The organism is Pseudomonas sp. FW300-N1A1, from assembly GCF_058789115.1.
The window spans coordinates 21073-41856 of record NZ_JBYTBK010000032.1 but is presented as its reverse complement, the minus strand read 5'-3'; the positions used below and the strand labels follow the sequence as shown (position 1 = coordinate 41856).

Genomic DNA, 20784 nt, shown 5'->3' with positions numbered 1-20784 from the left:
CCACAGGTATGTGCTGGGAAGCGGCCATGCGATCGAGACTGTCACAAGCACGGGCGCCGGCGTTTTCATGACCACTGGAATTCCAGAAAAACCCAAGACCGAGATCGCACTTCCCCCTGTGGCGAGCGAGCTTGCTCGCGCTGGGGCGCGAAGCGCCCCCCTACAAGACGATCGCAAACTTTCAGACAACACTTGATGAGCGATTTTTGGGCTGCTGCGCAGCCCAGCGCGAGCAAGCTCGCTCGCCACAGGTATGTGCTGGGAAGCGGCCATGCGATCGAGACTGTCACAAGCACGGGCGCCGGCGTTTTCATGACCACTGGAGTTCCAGAAAAACCCAAGACCGAGATCGCACTTCCCCCTGTGGCGAGCGAGCTTGCTCGCGCTGGGGCACGAAGCGCCCCCCTACAAAACGATCGCAAACTTTCAGACAACACTTGATGAGCGTTTTTTGGGCTGCTGCGCAGCCCAGCGCGAGCAAGCTCGCTCGCCACGGGTATGTGCCGGGAAGCGGCCATGCGATCAAGACGGTTACACCCACTCTGGATCTACGATAACCTCCACAACCCCTCAAGCAGGGGTGTCGGCGTTTTCATGACCACTGGAATTCCAGAAAAATCCTGCTGTACTCAGGGCAGGTTCGGGAGATGGCCTGTCGTCCATCTGCTGGGGCAAACGGTAGCAATAACTCGAAAAGGCTCTCTTTTATGTCTCTGTTAAAACGTTCGGCTACAGAGTTGGTAGGTACGTTCTGGCTGGTGCTGGGTGGTTGCGGCAGTGCGGTGTTGGCGGCAGCCTTTCCCGAGGTCGGGATTGGCCTGCTGGGGGTATCCCTGGCATTTGGCCTGACGGTGCTGACGATGGCGTTTGCCATCGGCCATATCTCGGGCTGCCATCTCAACCCGGCGGTGTCGCTGGGGCTGGTGGTCGGCGGGCGATTCCCGGCCAAGGAACTGCCGGCCTACATCATTGCCCAGGTGATCGGCGCGATCATTGCCGCTGCCCTACTGTACTTCATCGCCAGCGGCAAGCCGGGCTTCGAACTGGCCAGTGGCTTGGCCTCCAACGGCTACGGTGAACATTCACCGGGCGGCTACTCGATGGCCGCGGGCTTTGTCAGCGAGCTGGTGATGACGGCGATGTTCATCCTGATCATCCTTGGCGCCACCGACAAACGCGCCCCGGCCGGGATGGCACCGATCGCCATCGGCCTGGGGTTGACCCTGATTCACCTGATCTCGATTCCGGTCACCAACACCTCGGTCAACCCCGCGCGCAGTACCGGCCCCGCGTTGATTGTCGGCGGCTGGGCGATTCAACAGCTCTGGCTGTTCTGGCTGGCGCCGCTGTTGGGCGCGGTGATTGGCGGCGTAATGTATCGCTGGTTGGGCAAGGAAGACAGTTAAGCGACGCCCCGCGAGGGTCAGCCCTGTCGATATGGCAAGGCTGTCCTCGCCTCTTGCGCATACCCCATCACCCCGATGCGCTCGCGCTCGAGAAAGTCCTGGACCGCCGCCTTCAATCCCGCGTGACGTAGGTAGTGCCAGGAATGGGTGATCACCGGTTCAAACCCACGAATCAACTTATGCTCACCCTGGGCGCCGGCATCAAATCGCTGGAAACCGTTGGCGATGGCGTAGTCCATGCCTTGATAGAAACAGGTCTCGAAGTGCAGGCGGTCGAACTCCGCCAGGCAACCCCAGTAGCGCCCATAAAAACTGTCGCCCCCCACCAGGCTGAAGGCCATGGCCACGGGCCGCGCCCCTTGTTTGGCCAACACCACCCGTATCGCTTCGGGCATGCGTTCGGCCAGCAGGCTGAAAAAATCCCGGGTCAGATAAGGTGACTGCCGACGAACCGCATAGGTATTGGCGTAACAGGCATAGACGAAATCCCATTGCGCCTGGTCGAGTTGCCGCCCCTCAAGCCATTCAAATTCAATGCCCTGCCCCGTCACTTGCTCGCGCTCCTTGCGCATTTGTTTGCGCTTGCGCGAACTCAGCGCGTCGAGAAAATCCTGGAAGTCCCGATACCCGCGATTCTGCCAGTGGTACTGGCAGCCGACACGCTGCAACCAGCCCGGTTGCTCGGCCAGGGCGGCATCGGTAAAGGCATCGGTGAAATTGATATGGGCGCTGGAAAGCTTCTCGATCTCCAGGTACCCGGGCAGGCTCTTGAGCAGTTCGAAGCCATCCTGCACCTTGACGGCCAACAAGCGCGGCCCGCTGACTGGGCTGAACGGCACGGCCGTCAACAGCTTGGGGTAGTACGCGATCCCGGCCTTTTCACAGGCATCGGCCCAGCCATGGTCGAACACGTACTCGCCATAAGAGTGCCACTTGCGGTAACTGGGCAGCGCCGCCAGCAGATGGCCGCCTTCGATATGCAGCAAGTGCTCCGGTTGCCAGCCGGAATGGGGGCCAAGACTGCCACTGTCTTCCAGCGCCCCCAGAAATGCATGGCGCAGGAACGGCTGAGTGTCCGGCACCAGGGCATCCCATTCCTGAGGCGCAATGGCGGACAAACTGTCCAAAACGTGTAACGGCATTCTGTTCCCCGCAGGCGTAGCCTCAAGACCCTCCGAGTATCGCCCATCCGTACCACTGGCCGAAATAAAAAACCCCGCCGAGGCGGGGTGAAACGAAAGGAGCTTTAACGGATGAGGAAAGAGCTCATGTTGCCGTTACCGCGATTTAGAACACGTATTGAGCACGAAGCACGAAGCCATCGCCGCTGTCGTCGCCCGTACGCTCTGCCGGGGTAGTTTCGGTAGCGGCCGTGGCGTTGGTCACATTGTCGGTGTCGGCCATGAGGTAGGCCGCGGAGATTTTCACCGCTTCGTTGGCGTACCAGTTGACGCCGACGGTATGAACCCGGGCTTCGGCATCGCCAACGTCACGGGTCAGGGTGGCGGTGGTGACGTTGTCGTCATCGACGGTCATGCTGTCGTAGCGGTAGTACAGTTCCCAGGCACCGATGGACTTGTTGTCCGGCTTGATCGCATCGAACTTGCCAATTTTATAGCCCCGGGATTCGCCTGTCAGGGTGTAGGCGCCCTGAACGTAGAAGCCATCGCCCTTGATGTCTTCATAAGCGTTGTCGTCGGCCTTGGTCTTGCGGGTGATGTACTCGCCCTGGATCGAGGCCGGGCCCATGGCGAATGCCGCTTCCAGACCGAATGCATCGTCACGGGAGTAGGAACCGGCCGGCGACGAAGAGCTGCCGCCCAGCACCGGACGGTTGCCGTTGGAACCGGCATCGTTACCGCCTTGGGTTTCAACACCGCGCATGCCCATGCGGGTGCGATAACGGGAGTCGAACGCCGTGTCGGAGACATCGCGGGAGGCGACGTTCACACCGAAGTGCAGCACGTTGCCGCCTTCATGCATGGGCGCGAAGACAAAGCGACCGTTGACCTGCTTGACGCTGTTGCCATCGGTGTCGTCGGTGTCCTTGCTGAACACACCGGCGGAGGCATAGAACGAGTCAGCGAATACGCCGGAGGTTTGCAGGCCCATACCGTTCTGGTGGGTGTTTGCCCAGTCAACCATGTCGTAGGCCATGTTGCGCTCTGGCGCGGTGACCCATTTGGAGCTGGTGGCTTTTTCCAGGCCGAAGTCCGGGTCGAAACGACCGACCTTGATCGAGACGGGCTTGAAGCCGTTGTAGGCCAGCGACCCCTCGTCGAAGTAACCGTTCTCGGAGTCACCGGTGTTGTGGGAGAAGTCGTAGTTGATGGTGTAAGCCCAGTCGGTATACAGCACGCCGGAGAGTTCCAGGAATGCGCGACGGAAGTAGGCCGCATCCGCGGTATCACCGTTCTTGGTGTAGATCCCGTCGAACTGGCTGTAGTCAGCCTGCAAGCGGCCGCCCAGTTTGAAGCTGAATTCTTTGTCGGTGGTGGCGACCTCAAGGCCGCCTTTGGTCTTGACTACGATATCGGCGCCGTCTGTGGTCACGGTGCCAGCGAAAGCCTGGGCGGTCACTGCCATGGCCAGTACGCTGGCAGCAAAACCGGCGAAGTGCTTACGGATCATCGAAGAGTTCCCCTAATTGGTGGTCAAAGCTTGGTTACACGCGGTTCGGGCCCGCTGGTGTTGGGAGGGGATCTTGGCGACGGCTCATTGCAGGCAAGTTGCCATTAGATAAAGATTTGATGACAACGGAACTTTTTTACTTCGAATCGAAATAAATCTGCTACGCGTTGAAAAGCGGGCTGAAAGCCGCGAGATAGAGGGGGTACGAGGGAAGAACCAACAGCTTTCAGAGGAACCTAGGGCTGTGTATTGTGCTTCTGGCGTTCGGCCGACAGACGTTCGGCCAGGTCGTCGACACCCGGTACCGGCTCTTCAGGCATGGCGCGCAAGGTCGCCTGCATCAAGCGCATTTGCCGCACGAAGCGTCGGCAATTGGGGCAAAACATCAGGTGATGGCGGACCATCAAGCGCTCGCGAAAGCTCAATTGGCCGTCGAGATAATCACTGGAGCGTGCCACCTGTTCCTTACACGTCAGCATTGGCCGGTTTCCTCAAAATGCTCAACGGTTGCGAAGACCTTCAGGCGTGCCCTGTGCAACAGCACCCGGACATTGGAGAGCGAGATCTCCAGAAGATTACAGATTTCCTCCAACTCGAGCCCTTGCCGGTCTCGCAGCAGCAGAACGCTGCTCTGCAATTCGGGCAGGCTGAGCAAGGTCTTCTCCATGCACTCGCGCAGTTCGTCTTCGGTGAGCAAGGCCTCGGGCGTGTCCTGATGCCAGGCAAAAGGCGCCACCAGCCAGTGACCGTCGGCGGCTGAAAACCGATCGTCGCCGAGGGTGCCATGGGGTGACGGCAAGTCGTCCAGCAACACTTCCCGACGGTTTTGCTTGTAGCGGCTTTTCGCGGCGTTCGCGGTGATGGTCAACAACCAGGTCTTGAGGCTCGAACGGCCTTGAAATCCCGCCAGGTTACGCACCACCGACAGCCAGGCATCCTGCACCACTTCATCGGCATGGCGCGCACCGACGATGGCATACGCCACCGCCCGCATCGCACCTTGATAGGTGCCGACCAGTTCCTTGTAAGCCCTCTGCTCGCCCGCCAGCAGGCGCTCGAGCAGTTGGTTGTCGACAGTCATCAACGTTTGCGCAAAAGCACGCTGCCGATGGAGTAACCGGCGCCAAAGGAGCTGAGCACCGCCAGGGAACCTGCGGGCAAATCGTCCTGATGCTTGTGGAAAGCAATCACGGAACCGGCCGAGCTGGTGTTGGCGTAGGTATCGAGAATCACCGGTGCTTCTTCTTCGGTGGCTTCACGGCCCAGCAGCTTCCGGACGATCAGGTGGTTCATGCTGAGGTTGGCCTGGTGCAGCCAGAAACGCTTCACGTCGCTGACGTTCAGGGCGTTCTCTTCCAGGTGGGTGGCGATCAACTCAGCGACCATCGGGCAGACGTCACGGAATACCTTGCGGCCTTCCTGCACGAACAGCTTGTCACGGGCACCGATGCCCTCTTCCGCGGCGCGGTTGAGGAAACCGAAGTTGTTGCGGATGTTGTTGGAGAACTTGGTCAGCAGCTTGGTGCTGACCACGTCGAACTGGTGCTTAGAGGTAGCCAGATCGGCGCGCTCGATGATCACGGCCGTGGCGGCGTCACCGAAGATGAAGTGGCTGTCGCGGTCGCGGAAGTTCAGGTGACCGGTGCAGACTTCCGGGTTGACCATCAGGATCGCCCGGGCCTGGCCCAGCTGTACGCTGTTGGCGGCAGCCTGAATACCGAAGGTGGCCGAGGAGCAGGCTACGTTCATGTCGAACCCGAAGCCTTCGATACCCAAGGCTTCCTGGACTTCGATGGCAATGGCCGGGTAGGCGCGTTGCAGGTTGGAGCACGCAACGATCACACCGTCGATGTCCGCCGCGGTTTTACCGGCGCGTTGCAGGGCCTGTTCGGCGGCGCCAATAGCCATCTGGCACAGCACCGACCATTCGTCGTTGGAGCGTTCAGGCAGGCGGGGAGCCATGCGCGCCGGGTCAAGGATGCCTTCCTTGTCCATGACAAAGCGGCTCTTGATCCCGGAAGCCTTTTCGATAAAGGCCGCGCTGGACTCGGTCAGCGCCTCGACCTCGCCGCGCGCAATGGCGTCGGCGTTGTCGGCATTGAACTGGGCGACATAGGTATTGAAAGACTGCACCAGCTCTTCGTTGGAGATGCTGTTGGCCGGGGTGTACAGGCCGGTGCCGCTGATGACGACGTTATGCATGGTCGTTTCTCTAATCTGGTCAGGCAGAAAGCGTTGGCACCGACGTACCAACACATAAAGGGTCTTATCCCGCCAGCGGGAATCGACCTGGCGTCGCATTATTCCGATCCGCCCTTGCCGTCGAAGGCTCAAAACCGCGGGGCCGGCGTTTATAGGCGCGAAGTTTGCCATAAACGCTGAGATTTGACCGCTTTTGCATGAGCAACGGCATAGTCGCTCCCACAGAGCGCCCCTTTCCCCCGTGGCGAGCGAGCTTGCTCGCGCTGGCGCGCACAGCGCGCCCGGACAAGGTGATTGCGGTCTAGCAGAAAGACCTCGGCGACCAGTTGAGGGCTGCTGCGCAGCCCAGCGCGAGCAAGCTCGCTCGCCACGGGGCAGGTGTTCGATACGTTTATCGAGCGATGTGATCGAGACGGTATCTCCCACAGGATCAAGGTTCCACCTGACTCCATTGCTTGCTCAAACGCTTGTCGGAGATCGGCACCTTGGTCCCCAACTGCTGGGCAAACAGCGAAACCCGGTACTCCTCCAGCCACCAACGGTACAACTCGAGCGCAGGATCACGCTTGCCTTCCTGGGCGTGTTTGCTGGCGCGAGCCTGGTATTGCGCCCAGAGCCCGCTCAGTTCGCCACTCCAGACCCGATCCTTTTGCACCTGCGCGCCGAGTTTCTCGAAGCGCTGCTCGACTGCCTTGAGGTAGCGCGGCAGCTCCTTGAGCCATTGCATCGGGGTTTCACGGACAAAGCCCGGGTACACCAGATGACTCAACTGCTGCTTGATATCGTTCAAGGCCACGGCCTGGGCCAGGTCGATCTTGCCCTTGAAGCGCTTCTGCAGCGCGTGCCAGTGCTTGAGAATCTCCAGCGTCAATCGGGCCAGGCGCTCGGCATGTTCGGTCCAGGCGCCACGCTTGCGTTCGGCCAGCGAGGCCAGGCCGGCACCGTCCCGGGGCAGACTGGCTTCACCGTCAAGAATGCAACTGTCCAGGCTCGCCAGCAGGATGTCTTCCACCAGACTGTCGATGCGCCCCAGTTCACGGTACATCAACCCCAGCTCGGTGAGCCCCGGCAGTTTGCCGCGCAGGAACTTCGCCGGTTCGGCCAACTGCTGCATGAGCAGGCGTTGCAAGGCGCGACGGTGCTGGAATTCGGCTTCGGCCGGAGTGGAGAAACGCCCTTCCTTGACCGTGCCCGCCTCCTCCACCAGCGCCGGATAGACCGTCATCGACAGCCCGGCGATCTTCTGTTGGGTTTTCTCGGCCACGGCGGCAAAGACTTTCGCCTCCACCGGCTGCTGGCTTTTCGCGGTTTGCGGCACGGCCAACGCCGCCTGGCTGGCCTCGGCGAAACGCGCCGTCAGCTCGGCCAGGTCGCGGCCCTCGCCGAGGAACTTGCCCTGGCCATCGACGATTTCCAGGTTCATCCGCAAGTGGCTTTCCACCTGCAACGCCGCTTCGGCCCAGGCTTCATCGCTGACCCGCGCACCGGTCATGCGCAACAGCTCACGACCCAGTGCTTGCGGCAACGAACCTTCGGCGAAGGTGATGCGTTGCAACGCGGCCTTGATGAAGTCGGGCACCGGCACAAAGTTCTTGCGCAAGGCCTTGGGCAGGTTGCGCACCAGGGCGATGCACTTGGCCTCGATCACCCCCGGCACCAGCCACTCCAGGCGCTCCGGCGGCAGCATCGGCAGTAACGGTGCCGGCACCCGCAGGGTCACGCCATCACGCGGGTGGTTGGGCTCGAAGTGATAACTCAACGGCAGCGTCAGGTCTCCCAGGCGCAGGGTATCCGGATAATGCGCGGCGGTGATTTCGTTGGCTTCGCGGGCCAGCACGTCCTCTTCACGCATGATCAGCAGTTGCGGGTCTTTCTGGCTGTTGACCCGATACCAGCTGTCGAAGGTCGCGGTCTGATGAATCTCGGCGGGCAGGCGCGCCTCGTAGAAGGCGAACAAGGTTTCTTCGTCCGCCAGAATGTCGCGGCGCCGGGCCTTGGCTTCCAGCTCATCGAGCTGTTCGAGCAGTTGCGCATTGGCCGACAGGCACTTGGCCCGGGACTGGATTTCACCACGCACCAGGGCTTCGCGGATAAACAGCTCGCGGGAAACCCCTGGGTCGATCGGCCCATAGTGCACCGGCCGGCGACCGACGATGATCAGCCCGAACAAAGTGATCTGTTCGTAGGCCACCACTTGCCCGCGCTTCTTCTCCCAATGGGGTTCGAAGTGGTTTTTCTTGATCAGGTGCCCGGCCAGGGGTTCGATCCAGTCGGCATCGATCTTGGCCACCATGCGCGCATAGAGCTTGGTGGTTTCCACCAGTTCGGCGGTCATCAACCATTGCGGACGCTTCTTGCCCAGCCCCGAGGACGGATGAATCCAGAAGCGTCGCTGACGCGCACCGAGATAATCGCCCTCATCAGTCTTCTGGCCGATCTGGCTGAGCAAGCCGGACAACACAGCCTTGTGCAGCTTCGGATAATCGGCCGGCTCTTTATTGAGGGACAGCTGCATGTCGCGGCAGATCAGGCTCAACTGACGATGGGAGTCGCGCCACTCGCGCAAGCGCAGGTAGTTCAGGAAGTTCTTGCGGCACCAGTTGCGCAACGGACTGGCGGTCAGGGCCTGGCGCTGCTCTTCAAAGCCACGCCACAGATTGACCAGCCCGGCGAAGTCCGAGTCCACATCCTTCCATTGTGCGTGGGCCTGGTCGGCGGCCTGTTGCCGCTCCGGTGGCCGCTCGCGCGGGTCCTGGATCGACATGGCGCTGGCGACGATCAGCACTTCCTGCAAGCTGCCGAGTTTCGCGGCTTCCAGCAGCATGCGGCCCATGCGCGGGTCCACCGGCAAGCGCGCCAGTTGACGGCCCAACGGGGTCAACTGGCTGTTGCGGTCCACCGCCGAGAGCTCTTGCAGCAGGTTGAAACCGTCGCTGATGGCCTTGCCATCCGGCGGCTCGATAAACGGGAAATCGGTGATCTCGCCCAGGCGCAGATGGAGCATCTGCAAAATCACCGCCGCGAGGTTGGTGCGCAGGATTTCCGGGTCGGTAAATTCCGGCCGGCCGATAAAGTCCTCTTCGCTGTACAGGCGCACGCAAATGCCCGGCTCGACCCGCCCGCAGCGACCCTTGCGCTGGTTGGCGCTGGCCTGGGAAATGGCCTCGATCGGCAAGCGCTGAACCTTGGCGCGGTAGCTGTAGCGGCTGATGCGCGCCGTACCGCTGTCGATCACGTAGCGAATGCCCGGCACGGTCAGCGAGGTTTCCGCGACGTTGGTCGCCAGGACCACGCGACGGCCCGGATGGGACTGGAAGATTCGCTGCTGCTCGGCCGGCGACAACCGCGCATAGAGCGGCAGAATCTCGGTGTGCTTGAGCTGGGCCTTGCGCAGCATGTCGGCGGCGTCACGAATCTCGCGTTCGCCCGGCAGGAACACCAGCACATCGCCCGGGCTGCGGCGCTCGCTGCGCTCATGGGCGGCGATTTCGTCGAGGGTGGCAAGGATCGCCTGATCCACGGTCAGGTCGTCCTCGACCCGGTTGCCCTCTTCGTCCTGCTCCAGCGTCAACGGCCGGTACCAGGTGTCTACCGGGAAAGTGCGGCCGGAGACCTCGACAATCGGTGCATCGTCGAAGTGCTTGGAGAAGCGCTCCAGGTCGATGGTCGCCGAGGTGATGATGACTTTCAGGTCCGGGCGACGGGGCAGCAGGGTTTTCAGGTAACCGAGCAAAAAGTCGATGTTCAGGCTGCGTTCGTGGGCTTCGTCGACGATGATCGTGTCGTAGCGTTCGAGGTAGCGGTCGTTCTGGGTTTCCGCCAGCAGGATGCCGTCGGTCATCAGCTTGATCAGGGTGTTGGAATCGCTCTGGTCCTCGAACCGCACCTGATAACCGACCAGGGCGCCAAGCGGCGTGGCCAGTTCTTCGGCCACCCGGCTGGCGACGCTGCGGGCAGCGATCCGGCGCGGCTGGGTATGACCAATCAGGCCGTGCTGGCCGCGCCCGATTTCCAGGCAGATCTTCGGCAACTGGGTGGTCTTGCCCGAGCCGGTTTCACCGGCAATGATCAGCACCTGATGCTGTTGCAGTGCCGCCTTGATTTCATCGCGCTTGGCGGCAATCGGCAGGCTGTCGTCGTAACGAATCACCGGCAGGCTGGCACGTCGCGCCAGCACCTGGTCGCAGGACGCCTGCATGCGCACCACCCACTGGGCCAGCTTGGCTTCGTCGGGTTTCTTGCGCAGCTCGAGCAACTGCCGCCGCAGCCGGTGACGGTCGGCGAGCATGGCGTGATCGAGGTTTTTCAGCAGTTTGTCGATGGAGGGCGATTCGTCAGTCATCAGGTACGCAATGGTCGTCTAGTGGCGCAGGGGGGCGATTGTCGCAGATTTGGCGGCATAAATAATGGTGCGGTGCATGACTCCACCGTGTGTAGCCTTTTCGCGGGCAAGCCCGCTCCCACAGGGATCGCGCAGACCCAGTGCGAGCGGGCTTGCCCGCGAAGGCGTCAGTAGGCGCTACTCGTTATCCAGACCTTTGCGCCGATACGGGAACACGTCGATCACCTTGCCGGCGCGAATCGCCTCTTGCAGGCTTTTCCAGTAGTCGGCGTTGTACAGCTCACCGTGCAACTGGTTAAACAGCCGGCGCTGGCCGGCATCGGCAAACAGGAACGGCGGGAATTCCTCCGGGAACACGTCCAGCGGGCCGATGGAATACCAGGGCTCGGAGGCCATTTCGTCTTCCGGGGTACGCGGTTGCGGAATGTGGCGGAAGTTGGCTTCGGTGAGAAAGCAGATCTCGTCGTAGTCATAAAACACCACGCGCCCGTGCCGGGTGACACCAAAGTTCTTCAACAGCATGTCACCGGGAAAGATGTTGGCCGCCGCCAGCTGCTTGATCGCCAGCCCGTAGTCCTCCAGCGCTTCGCGCACCTGGGCGGGGTTGGCGTTCTCCAGATACAGGTTCAGCGGGGTCATCCGGCGCTCGGTCCAGCAGTGGCGGATCAACACCGTGTCGCCCTCCACTTGCACCGTGGAGGCGGCAACTTCCAGCAATTCGGCCAGGCACGCCGGGTCAAACTTGCTCAACGGAAAACGGAAGTCGGCGAACTCCTGGGTATCGGCCATGCGCCCTACGCGGTCGACACTTTTCACCAGCCGGTACTTCTCGATGACCGTCGCACGATCGACGTTTTTCGACGGAGAGAACCGGTCCTTGATGATCTTGAATACGGTATTGAACCCCGGCAGGGTAAACACACTCATGACCATGCCGCGTACACCGGGCGCCATGATGAACGGGTCATCGGTGTTGGCCAAGTGATTGATCAGCGCCCGGTAGAACTCCGACTTGCCGTGCTTGTAGAAGCCGATCGAGGTGTACAGCTCGGCGATGTGCTTGCCCGGCAGGATGCGCCTGAGGAAGCCGATGAACTCCGCCGGCACCGGCACATCGACCATGAAATACGAGCGGGTGAACGAGAAAATGATCGACACGTCGGCTTCATCGGTGATCAACGCATCGATCTGGATGCCCCGCCCTTCGCGGTGCAGGAATGGAATCACCAGCGGCCATTGTTCGTCCGCGGTAAAGATGCGCCCCACCAGGTAGGCGCCCTTGTTGCGATACAGCACCGAAGAAAACAGCTCGACGCTCAATTCAGGATCCTTGCACACCCAATCGGGCAGGTTCTCGCGCAGTTGCGATTCGAGCCGGCGCAGGTCACCCGCGAGGTCGGCATAGTCCTCGCTGAAGCGGTAGTCGGCAAAGATACTCGCCAGCATCCCCGTCAGCTGGCCGTGCGGCTTGTAGGTGCGGGTTTGTGCGGCACGGGCCCGACGCAGGCTCGGCCGGGTGGTGTGAATGAACATGCTGCCGTCGCTGATCAGGTCGTGGCTGAACAGCCCGCAGAAGGTCGAGTTGTACCAGGTCTCGGACAACTCATCGTCGAAACGCAGATCGATCAGGCTGATATAGGCACTTTTGACCAGCGGCCAACTGCTGACATCCAGTAGCGTCTCGGCGGCAAAGGCCGCATGCAGGCGGCCCACCACCTCGCCGACCTTCTCTTCGTAGAGGTTGATCCGCGCCGCCGACGCCACCTGCGCTTCCTGCCACTGCGCCTGTTCGAAGCGGGCCCGGGCGCCATCGGTGATCTGGCGGAAATGCTCACGATAATCATCGAAACCGTCGAGGATCATCTGGGCGATATCGGCGGCGGGCCATGGCTGCGGCATGTGGAGACCTCTGCGGGGTGGTTCTTATCGTTGGAGGCTGAGCTTAGAGGTCAATTGTCAGGCAACGCAACCATTGCCTTGGCCCCGTGCGGCAGCGACACTTGCGCCCCGATAAGGAAGGAACGAGCCGTGAACCCCGTCGATATTCTGCGTTTGTTGTCACTTGCCGCCATTTGGGGTGCGAGCTTTCTGTTCATGCGCATCATTGCCCCAGAGATTGGCACAATCCCCACTGCCTTTTTCCGGGTGTCCATCGCCGCCACCGGCCTGCTGGTGATCCTGGCGCTGATGCGCGTCAGCTGGGACTTTCGCGGCAAGTTCAAGACGGTGCTGTTGCTCGGGGTGATCAACTCCGGGATTCCGGCGACCCTGTACTCGGTGGCCGCCCAGGTGCTGCCAGCGGGTTACTCGGCGATTTTCAACGCCACCACCCCGCTGATGGGCGTATTGATCGGCGGGCTGTTCTTCAGCGAAAAACTCAGTCTGTCGAAGATGGCGGGCGTCGCCCTCGGCCTGCTGGGTGTCGCCATACTGACCCGCGCCGGTCCCATGGCCTTTGATATGGAACTGTTACTGGGCGCCCTCGCCTGCCTGCTGGCGACCACCTGCTATGGCTTCGCCGGGTTCCTGGCACGACGCTGGCTCGACCATCAAGGCGGCCTCGACAGTCGGCTCGCGGCGCTGGGCAGCATGCTCGGCGCCACCCTGTTCCTGCTGCCCCTGTTCGGCTACAGCGTGATCAGCCAGCCGCCCGTGAGCTGGGGCGGCTGGAACGTCTGGTTGTCGTTGCTGGGGCTGGGCCTGGGGTGCACCGCGCTGGCCTACATCCTGTACTTCCGCCTGCTCACCTCGATCGGCCCGATCAAATCCATGACCGTGACCTTCATGATCCCGCCATTCGGGGTGTTGTGGGGGGCGTTGTTTCTCGATGAGCCGTTGTCGATGGCTCATATATATGGCGGTGTATTGATTGCGGCGGCGCTGTGGTTGGTGCTCAAGCCCGTGGCGGCGAAAGCCTCCAGGCAGGCCTGACAACCCTCCGGGCTGGCGGCGCATCGATACGCTCAATGCGCTTGCCCGGACGGCCAGCGCTTCAGCTCAAGGATAGGCCAGCGTAATCAGGTAAGCCCCTGACGTCACCGGCTTGCCGGCACCGTCCACCAAGGCATAGTGCTGGTCGTAGTAACGGCCATCCTGGGTCCTGTCGACCACCCGCTTCACGTCCACGCGGGAACGATCGAGCGCGCTGACCGAGCGAACCGGCTCGACGCTCTGCACACTGACAGAGCCGCCGCCCGCCCGGGTCGGACAGCCGTTGAACTCAAACGTCGAACTCGTCCCCATCCGGGAGGTGCAGCCCGGCTCGACAATACTGCCTTGAAAGCGAATGACGCCCTGGCCCGACGGGGTGGCCGCCAGGCATGTCGCGCTCAGGGCAAACAACAGGCTGATACCGACCGACAAACGCATACCGTTCATAATGAACGCTCCTTAGGGGGTGTAAGGACTACGTCGACAAGTCTGGCTGGAATCTTGAGTTTTTTTAGGGAATGTCTGATGTTTTTTTTCGCGAGACCGTCAAAGGCGTCTCAAATCGCACTGATTACCGAACACAGGACGGCAGCGATTGGCGCATCCCCCGGCACGCTGTCGCCAACATGACGTGAACCGGGTGGCCGGGCCTGGAATACCCGCTATAAAAAACGCGACCTTCGTCCATCACGAAGGTCGCGCCCGCATCAGCCGGATTTGCGGAACACAAACACCAGCCCGACGATAATCAGCACCATCCCCAGCAGGCTCAACGTCGCCAGCCGGTTGCCGAAGATCAGGTAGTCCATCACCGCGGTCACTGCGGGCACCAGGTAGAACAGGCTGGTGACGTTCACAAGGTTGCCACGGGCAATCAGGCGATACAGCAACAAGGTGGCCAACAGCGACACCACCAGCCCCATCCACAACACCGGTACGATGAAGCCGACACTGTGTTCAAAGTGGAACGGCTGGAACGGCACGAACACCCCGCACAACAACAGCCCGGCGAGGTATTGCACCGGCAGCGTGCCCAGTGGATTGTCAGTGATGCGCTTTTGCATGATGGAGCCTGCAGTCATGCTTACCAGCGCCAGCAAGCCATAGAGCATCCCGGCCAGCGACATCCCGGCCAGACCAATGCCCTGATACACCACCATGATCAATCCCGCCAAGCCCAGCGCCAGGCCGAATATCCGGCTCCAGGAACGCTGACGCTCCATCAGCACCACGGTGAGAATCGGCTGCACTCCCATGATGGTCGCCATGACCCCCGGGGTGACGTTGAGGTCCAGCGCCAACAGATAGAAAATCTGATAGGCGCCCAACAGCACCAGACCGGTGGCCGCCGCGTAGCGCAGCGCCCGGCCCCCACGAGGCAGTTTGAGTTTGAACAACGGAACCAACAGCACCAGCCCGCACAGGGCAATGGCGAAACGGATCAACAGGAACGCAAAGGGCGAGGCATGGGCCAGCCCCCACTTGGAGAAAATCGCCCCACTGCTCCAAAGCAGAACAAACAGACTCGTGGAGGCCGCCGCCAGAGCGGTCTTTTTGGAAATGAGCAACATGAAAACCACCTGTCATCAGGCAATACGCCAACTCAGCCGAAGCCGAAATTCAGTTTTTTTGTGTTCAGGCAGGCACAGGGAGCAGCAGAAATGCCGATCAGCCCGAAATGCCGACACCTGGCGGTGGGACCACCGCGCACACTGGCGTGCGACTGACAGGAGGGGGGTAATGACTGATCTGCCCTGGCTGCTGTTTCCCGCACGGCACGACGCCAGCGTTGACCGCTGAATCGACTACCGCGTTGACGTGGAATGCAGGCATGGACTGATCTTTCTTGATGAGAATGAAACGTCGGGCGCAACGCTCGACGAGCGCTGACTATAACCAGCGCTCGATACGTTTAGCAACCACTCAGCCAAACAACCAATAACCCGACGCCGTCAGTACCAGCACCGCCAGTACCGGCCGCAGAACGCGATACAGCAGCGGATGGCGGCGTTTCCATTGCTTGAAGGCCGCGCTGAAGGTGTCGCTGGAATGCTTGCTCCAGGCGTAGATCCGATTGATGCCACCCACGCGTTCGTCATCCAGGTTTTGCGGCGCCGTCGCACGACCCAGCAGGCCACTGACCCAACGGTTGATCCGGGTCATCAGGCCACTGCTCAGCGGGCGTTCGATGTCGCAGAACAGGATCACCCGGGTCATCTCGGTTTCGTTCTTGACCCAGTGCACGTAGGTTTCATCGAACATCATGTCTTCACCATCACGCCAGGCATAGGCCTGGCCATCGACAAAAATCCGGCAGTGATCGGAGTTGGGTGTACACAGGCCCAAGTGATAACGCAGGGAACCGGCGAAGGGATCGCGGTGCGGGTTGAGGTGACTGCCACCGGGCAACAGGGCGAACATCGCGCCTTTGACATTGGGAATGCGGCCGACCAGTTCAACAGTCCTGGGGCACAGGGTCATGGCAGAGGGCAGTGGCTGGTCGTACCACTTGAGGTAGAAACGCTTCCAGCCTTTCTTGAAGAACGAACCGAACCCGGCGTCGTTGTTGTGCTCGGCGGCGCGAATATAGCCCTCGTCAAACAGGTGCATGGCCTCGTCGCGAATGACCTCCCAGTTGTCCTTGAGCACATCCAGTTCCGGAAACCTGCTGCGGTCCAGATAGGGCCTGGAAGGCACGCCGGAAAACAGGTACATCAAGGCGTTATAGGGCGCGAACAAGGCAGAGTGGTTGACGAACTGGCGCAAGACCGGCAATCGAGCCTTGCCACGCCAATGCACATAAAGGGTACTACTCACAAACAGCAGTAATAGTGAGGCCTTGGCGGCGAATGAAAAGGTCATGCAACAGCTCCCTGATAGTAAACGTTACTGCACCTCGCCATTTACCCGACGAGGCAAGTTGCCATTATCCACACTGGCGACCTTGCAAAAAACCACACATCTGAACAATCAGTGTTGAGGATTGCGCAACAAAGCATTTACTAACATCAAGCTGCTGAACGCAGGCTGTCGGGGATCGAGCCAGCCCTTGTGGCGAGAGAGCAGGCTCACTCGCCACACAGACACCCCCGGATTACTGCTGGTTTTCCTGCTCGGTGAACAAGTCGCTGAACAGCATGCTCGACAGGTAACGCTCACCGGAATCGGGTAGGATCACCACGATGGTCTTGCCCTGCATCTCCGGGGTTTCCGCCAGGCGCACGGCAACCGCCATCGCGGCACCACAGGAAATACCGCACAGAATGCCTTCTTCCTGCATCAGGCGCAGGGCCATGGCCTTGGACTCTTCATCGCTGACCAGCTCAACCCGGTCTACCATCGACAGATCGAGGTTCTTCGGCACAAATCCGGCGCCGATGCCCTGGATCTTGTGCGGGCTCGGCTTGATTTCATCGCCGGCCAGGGCCTGGGTGATCACAGGCGAAACCACCGGTTCCACCGCCACCGACAGGATCGGCTTGCCCTGCGTGTTCTTGATGTAGCGCGACACACCGGTAATGGTGCCGCCGGTCCCCACGCCGGCGACCAGCACATCGATCGCGCCGTCGGTATCGCTCCAGATTTCCGGGCCGGTGGTCTTTTCATGAATCGCCGGGTTAGCCGGGTTATCGAACTGTTGCGGCATAAAGTAGCTGGCCGGGTCACTGGCCATGATGTCCGCCGCCTTTTCAATGGCGCCCTTCATGCCTTTGGCAGGCTCAGTGAGCACCAGTTCGGCGCCCAGGGCCTTGAGCACCTTGCGACGCTCGATGCTCATGGAGGCCGGCATGGTCAGCATCAGCTTGTAGCCGCGAGCGGCCGCCACGAAGGCCAGGCCGATGCCGGTATTACCCGAAGTCGGTTCGACGATGGTCATGCCCGGCTTGAGTTTGCCAGTGCTTTCAGCGTCCCAGATCATGTTCGCGCCAATACGGCACTTGACCGAGTAACCCGGGTTGCGCCCTTCGATCTTGGCCAGGATGGTCACGCCACGTGGCGCAATACGGTTGATCTGCACCAACGGCGTATTGCCAATGGAATGGGCGTTGTCAGCGAAAATACGGCTCATGGCTGGGTCCTTGTGCAGCGTTGGAGTAGCCTTCAAGGGTATGCCTCGAGCCACGGTGCGTCCAGTCGGGACAACCCTGCGAGCAGGCGCACGGTCCGTCGTTCTGCACGCTATCCACGGCCCAGGCCCAGGGCGGATCAATGCTTGCCACTGACCTCATAACAACCGGGGGCTTCAGCCACCTGCAACGGGGCAGACGCTTGCAAGGCATCCCAGCCAAGACACGCCAGTGCGAGGGAACGCGGCACGGCTTCACGACCACTGCTGTAGCGGCTGATGCTGCGCCTGCTGATCCCCAAGGCTTCGGCGGCCATGTTCAACGACAATCCGCTTCGAGCGCGCCAACCAATGAAAATCCGGGTGTTTTCGTCCTTGGCATTTTGTGCCAGCGCGTCCAGGTACAAGGTATCGGCACCGATCTGGATGTCCTGCTCGGGCCACTCTACCGTCCAGCCGTCGTCGCCCAGTTGCGCAGCGGCAAACACGTGCTCGTCCTGCAAAGGCTGCAGGCCCGGAAAGCGCAGCAGGTCATCCGTCATGTCCAGTGTCAGTTGCTGACCGTCAATAAAGGTCAATGCCAGTTGCTTGTCCGGCAAGACCTGTACGGCCGACAAGCGTGGCCGCTTCATGGGTGCCATCGTTTCCACTCCTCCAACAGTTCCTCACGGTGTGCCCTTATCCATTCCTGTGCCTCCTGCACAATCAGCGCTGGCGCATAGCCCATCATGACCTCCATGGTTTCCAGGCTGATCATGACATCCAGCCCGCCTCCCATCAGATGAACATGCGGCGGCAGATGGTCCCTTTCCCGCAGCTGAATACGGTATTTGTCGCGAAATCGATATTTGGTTGACATGAATCCCAAGCTATAGCCATTTTGGCCATACATCAATACTGGCCAACAGCCGCGACCGAGTCAACATGTGACGCCCCATTCAGAGACTGAATAAGCCGTCTGCGTTCACAGTCGACCGGGCGCCGCGTTATAGTCGGGCATTACATTTTTTTTCGCCCGCCCCGCCCGGTGCTGGTCGGCGTCACCGTTCGAGGAATTACCGATGAAGTTCGAAGGCACCCGTGCATACGTCGCCACCGATGACCTGAAGCTGGCGGTCAACGCCGCCATCACCCTGGAGCGGCCATTGCTGGTCAAGGGCGAGCCGGGTACCGGCAAGACCATGCTGGCCGAGCAGTTGGCCGAATCCTTCGGTGCCCGACTGATCACCTGGCACATCAAATCCACCACCAAGGCCCACCAGGGTCTGTACGAGTACGACGCGGTCAGCCGCCTGCGCGACTCGCAACTGGGTAACGAGAAGGTCCACGACATCCGCAACTACCTGAAAAAGGGCAAGCTGTGGGAAGCCTTCGAGTCGGATGAGCGGGTGATCCTGCTGATCGACGAAATCGACAAGGCCGACATCGAGTTCCCCAACGACCTGCTGCAAGAACTCGACAAGATGGAGTTCTACGTTTACGAGATCGACGAGACCATCAAGGCCAAGCAGCGCCCGATCATCATCATTACCTCCAACAATGAGAAAGAGCTGCCCGACGCCTTCCTGCGCCGCTGCTTCTTCCACTACATCGCCTTCCCCGACCGCACCACCCTGCAAAAGATCGTCGACGTGCACTACCCGGACATCAAGAAGGACCTGGTCAGCGAGGCGCTGGACGTGTTCTTCGATGTGCGCAAGGTACCGGGCCTGAAGAAGAAGCCGTCGACCTCGGAACTGGTGGACTGGCTGAAACTGCTGATGGCCGACAACATCGGTGAAGCGGTGCTGCGCGAGCGCGATCCGACCAAGGCCATCCCGCCGCTGGCCGGCGCCCTGGTCAAGAACGAACAGGACGTGCAATTGCTTGAGCGTCTGGCGTTCATGAGCCGTCGCGGCACGCGTTAAGCCCTCTGTTCAACAAGAGCGAGGGCGATAGCCATGCTGCTTAACCTGTTCAATGAAATGCGCGCCGCCAAGGTACCGGTGTCGGTGCGCGAGCTGCTGGACCTGATCAACGCGCTGAAACAGCGCGTGACCTTCGCCGACATGGACGAGTTCTATTACTTGTCGCGGGCGATTCTGGTGAAGGATGAGCGGCATTTCGACAAGTTCGACCGGGCCTTCGGCGCCTACTTCAACGGCCTGGAAAAACTCGACGACCACCTGCAGGCACTGATCCCCGAGGACTGGCTGCGCAAGGAATTCGAGCGTTCGCTGACCGATGAAGAACGGGCGCAGATCCAGTCCCTGGGCGGCCTGGACAAGCTGATCGAAGAGTTCAAGAAACGCCTGAAAGAACAGAAGGAACGCCATGCCGGTGGCAACAAGTGGATCGGCACCGGCGGCACCAGCCCGTTCGGTTCCGGCGGCTTCAACCCGGAAGGCATCCGGGTGGGCGATGCCGGCAAGCGCCAGGGTCGCGCGGTCAAGGTCTGGGATCAGCGCGAATACAAGAACCTCGACGATCAGGTCGAGCTAGGGACGCGCAACATCAAGGTGGCCCTGCGCCGGCTGCGCAAGTTCGCCCGCCAGGGCGCCGCGGACGAGCTGGACATCGACGGCACCATCGACCACACCGCCCGCGATGCCGGCCTGCTGAACATCCAGATGCGTCCGGAGCGCCGCAACAACATCAAGTTATTGCTGCTGTTCGACATCGGCGGTTCGATGGATGCCCACGTGAAGATCTGCGAGGAGCTGTTCTCGGCCTGCAAGACCGAGTTCAAGCACCTGGAGTACTACTACTTCCACAACTTCGTCTACGAGTCTGTGTGGAAGAACAACATGCGCCGTGGCTCGGAGCGCACCTCGACCATGGACTTGCTGCACAAGTACGGTGCCGACTACAAAGTGATTTTCGTCGGTGACGCCGCGATGGCGCCTTACGAAATCACCCAGCCCGGTGGCAGCGTCGAACACTGGAACGAAGAAGCCGGCTATGTCTGGATGCAGCGGTTCATGGAAAAGTACAAGAAACTCATCTGGATCAACCCGTACCCGAAAGACACCTGGGGCTACACCAGTTCGACCAACATCGTTCGCGACCTGATCGAAGACCAGATGTACCCGCTGACCTTGCGCGGGCTGGAAGAAGGGATGCGGTTTCTTTCCAAGTAAGCCCCTCCAAGTGAGTACCCCATCTGTGGCGAGGGAGCTTGCTCCCGCTGGGGTGCAAAGCGCCCCCAACAAGGCTGTTGCGGTCTT

At 60.8% G+C, this 20784-nt stretch carries 18 protein-coding genes; 5 read left to right on the top strand and 13 right to left on the bottom strand.

The window, feature by feature from the left end; genetic code table 11:
- Together AC3WQN_RS19630 and aqpZ are read left to right on the top strand one after the other, a co-directional pair.
- A partial coding sequence (locus AC3WQN_RS19630; RefSeq protein WP_492606951.1) for a hypothetical protein occupies positions 1-196 on the top strand: 196 nt, incomplete at its 5' end.
- A 511-nt stretch (positions 197-707) separates the two neighbouring features.
- Entirely contained in the window at positions 708-1406 is a 699-nt protein-coding gene (aqpZ, locus tag AC3WQN_RS19625) for an aquaporin Z (protein ID WP_103400469.1), read from the top strand.
- Between the two features lie 17 nt (positions 1407-1423).
- On the opposite strand, the gene AC3WQN_RS19620 is transcribed toward aqpZ, so the two are convergent.
- The 7 genes from AC3WQN_RS19620 to aceK form a co-directional block, all read right to left on the bottom strand.
- On the bottom strand, positions 1424-2548 hold the full coding sequence (locus tag AC3WQN_RS19620) for a GNAT family N-acetyltransferase (protein WP_103400470.1): 1125 nt from the start codon (positions 2546-2548) through the stop codon (positions 1424-1426).
- A gap of 145 nt (positions 2549-2693) precedes the next feature.
- The gene (locus tag AC3WQN_RS19615; RefSeq protein ID WP_103400471.1) at positions 2694-4037 is read right to left on the bottom strand and encodes an OprO/OprP family phosphate-selective porin; all 1344 of its coding nucleotides are present in this window, start codon (positions 4035-4037) and stop codon (positions 2694-2696) included.
- Between the two features lie 236 nt (positions 4038-4273).
- The gene (locus AC3WQN_RS19610; protein ID WP_103400472.1) at positions 4274-4516 is read right to left on the bottom strand and encodes an anti-sigma factor family protein; all 243 of its coding nucleotides are present in this window, start codon (positions 4514-4516) and stop codon (positions 4274-4276) included.
- Positions 4510-5118, bottom strand: coding sequence for an RNA polymerase sigma factor (locus AC3WQN_RS19605; protein WP_103400473.1), 609 nt, complete (start codon positions 5116-5118; stop codon positions 4510-4512). Before AC3WQN_RS19605 ends, AC3WQN_RS19610 begins: the two co-directional genes overlap by 7 nt.
- Entirely contained in the window at positions 5118-6239 is a 1122-nt protein-coding gene (locus AC3WQN_RS19600) for a beta-ketoacyl-ACP synthase III (RefSeq protein WP_103400474.1), read from the bottom strand. Before AC3WQN_RS19600 ends, AC3WQN_RS19605 begins: the two co-directional genes overlap by 1 nt.
- A 430-nt stretch (positions 6240-6669) precedes the next feature.
- On the bottom strand, positions 6670-10581 hold the full coding sequence (hrpA, locus tag AC3WQN_RS19595; protein WP_103400475.1) for an ATP-dependent RNA helicase HrpA: 3912 nt from the start codon (positions 10579-10581) through the stop codon (positions 6670-6672).
- Between the two features lie 177 nt (positions 10582-10758).
- Positions 10759-12480 carry a bifunctional isocitrate dehydrogenase kinase/phosphatase gene (gene aceK / locus AC3WQN_RS19590; protein ID WP_103400476.1) on the bottom strand — a complete coding sequence of 574 codons (1722 nt, stop codon included), beginning with the start codon at positions 12478-12480 and terminating at the stop codon, positions 10759-10761.
- 129 nt (positions 12481-12609) lie between these two features.
- Here aceK and AC3WQN_RS19585 point away from each other — a divergent pair, with 129 nt between their 5' ends.
- A complete protein-coding gene (locus tag AC3WQN_RS19585) occupies positions 12610-13512 on the top strand; it encodes a DMT family transporter (protein WP_103400477.1) in 903 nt (300 codons plus the stop codon).
- Between the two features lie 66 nt (positions 13513-13578).
- Here AC3WQN_RS19585 and AC3WQN_RS19580 read toward each other — a convergent pair whose 3' ends face one another.
- The 6 genes from AC3WQN_RS19580 to AC3WQN_RS19555 all read right to left on the bottom strand — a co-directional run bounded on the left by AC3WQN_RS19580 (position 13579) and on the right by AC3WQN_RS19555 (position 18437).
- Positions 13579-13959, bottom strand: a complete 381-nt coding sequence (locus tag AC3WQN_RS19580; RefSeq protein WP_103400478.1) for a type 1 fimbrial protein — start codon at positions 13957-13959, stop codon at positions 13579-13581.
- Between the two features lie 260 nt (positions 13960-14219).
- The gene (locus AC3WQN_RS19575) at positions 14220-15083 is read right to left on the bottom strand and encodes a DMT family transporter (RefSeq protein WP_103400479.1); all 864 of its coding nucleotides are present in this window, start codon (positions 15081-15083) and stop codon (positions 14220-14222) included.
- A gap of 352 nt (positions 15084-15435) precedes the next feature.
- Positions 15436-16374, bottom strand: coding sequence for an aspartyl/asparaginyl beta-hydroxylase domain-containing protein (locus AC3WQN_RS19570; RefSeq protein WP_103400480.1), 939 nt, complete (start codon positions 16372-16374; stop codon positions 15436-15438).
- Positions 16375-16606: 232 nt separating this feature from the next.
- Positions 16607-17581, bottom strand: coding sequence for a cysteine synthase A (gene cysK, locus AC3WQN_RS19565; protein WP_103400481.1), 975 nt, complete (start codon positions 17579-17581; stop codon positions 16607-16609).
- Positions 17582-17718: 137 nt separating this feature from the next.
- Positions 17719-18219 carry a DUF2442 domain-containing protein gene (locus AC3WQN_RS19560; RefSeq protein ID WP_103400482.1) on the bottom strand — a complete coding sequence of 167 codons (501 nt, stop codon included), beginning with the start codon at positions 18217-18219 and terminating at the stop codon, positions 17719-17721.
- Entirely contained in the window at positions 18207-18437 is a 231-nt protein-coding gene (locus tag AC3WQN_RS19555; RefSeq protein WP_103400499.1) for a DUF4160 domain-containing protein, read from the bottom strand. Before AC3WQN_RS19555 ends, AC3WQN_RS19560 begins: the two co-directional genes overlap by 13 nt.
- A 202-nt stretch (positions 18438-18639) precedes the next feature.
- Here AC3WQN_RS19555 and AC3WQN_RS19550 point away from each other — a divergent pair, with 202 nt between their 5' ends.
- Both AC3WQN_RS19550 and AC3WQN_RS19545 read left to right on the top strand, forming a co-directional pair.
- Positions 18640-19485 carry an AAA family ATPase gene (locus AC3WQN_RS19550; RefSeq protein ID WP_103400483.1) on the top strand — a complete coding sequence of 282 codons (846 nt, stop codon included), beginning with the start codon at positions 18640-18642 and terminating at the stop codon, positions 19483-19485.
- A 33-nt stretch (positions 19486-19518) separates the two neighbouring features.
- Positions 19519-20697: a vWA domain-containing protein gene (locus AC3WQN_RS19545; RefSeq protein WP_103400484.1), complete on the top strand. Its 1179-nt coding sequence runs from the start codon at positions 19519-19521 to the stop codon at positions 20695-20697.
- The last annotated feature ends 87 nt before the right edge of the window (positions 20698-20784 follow it).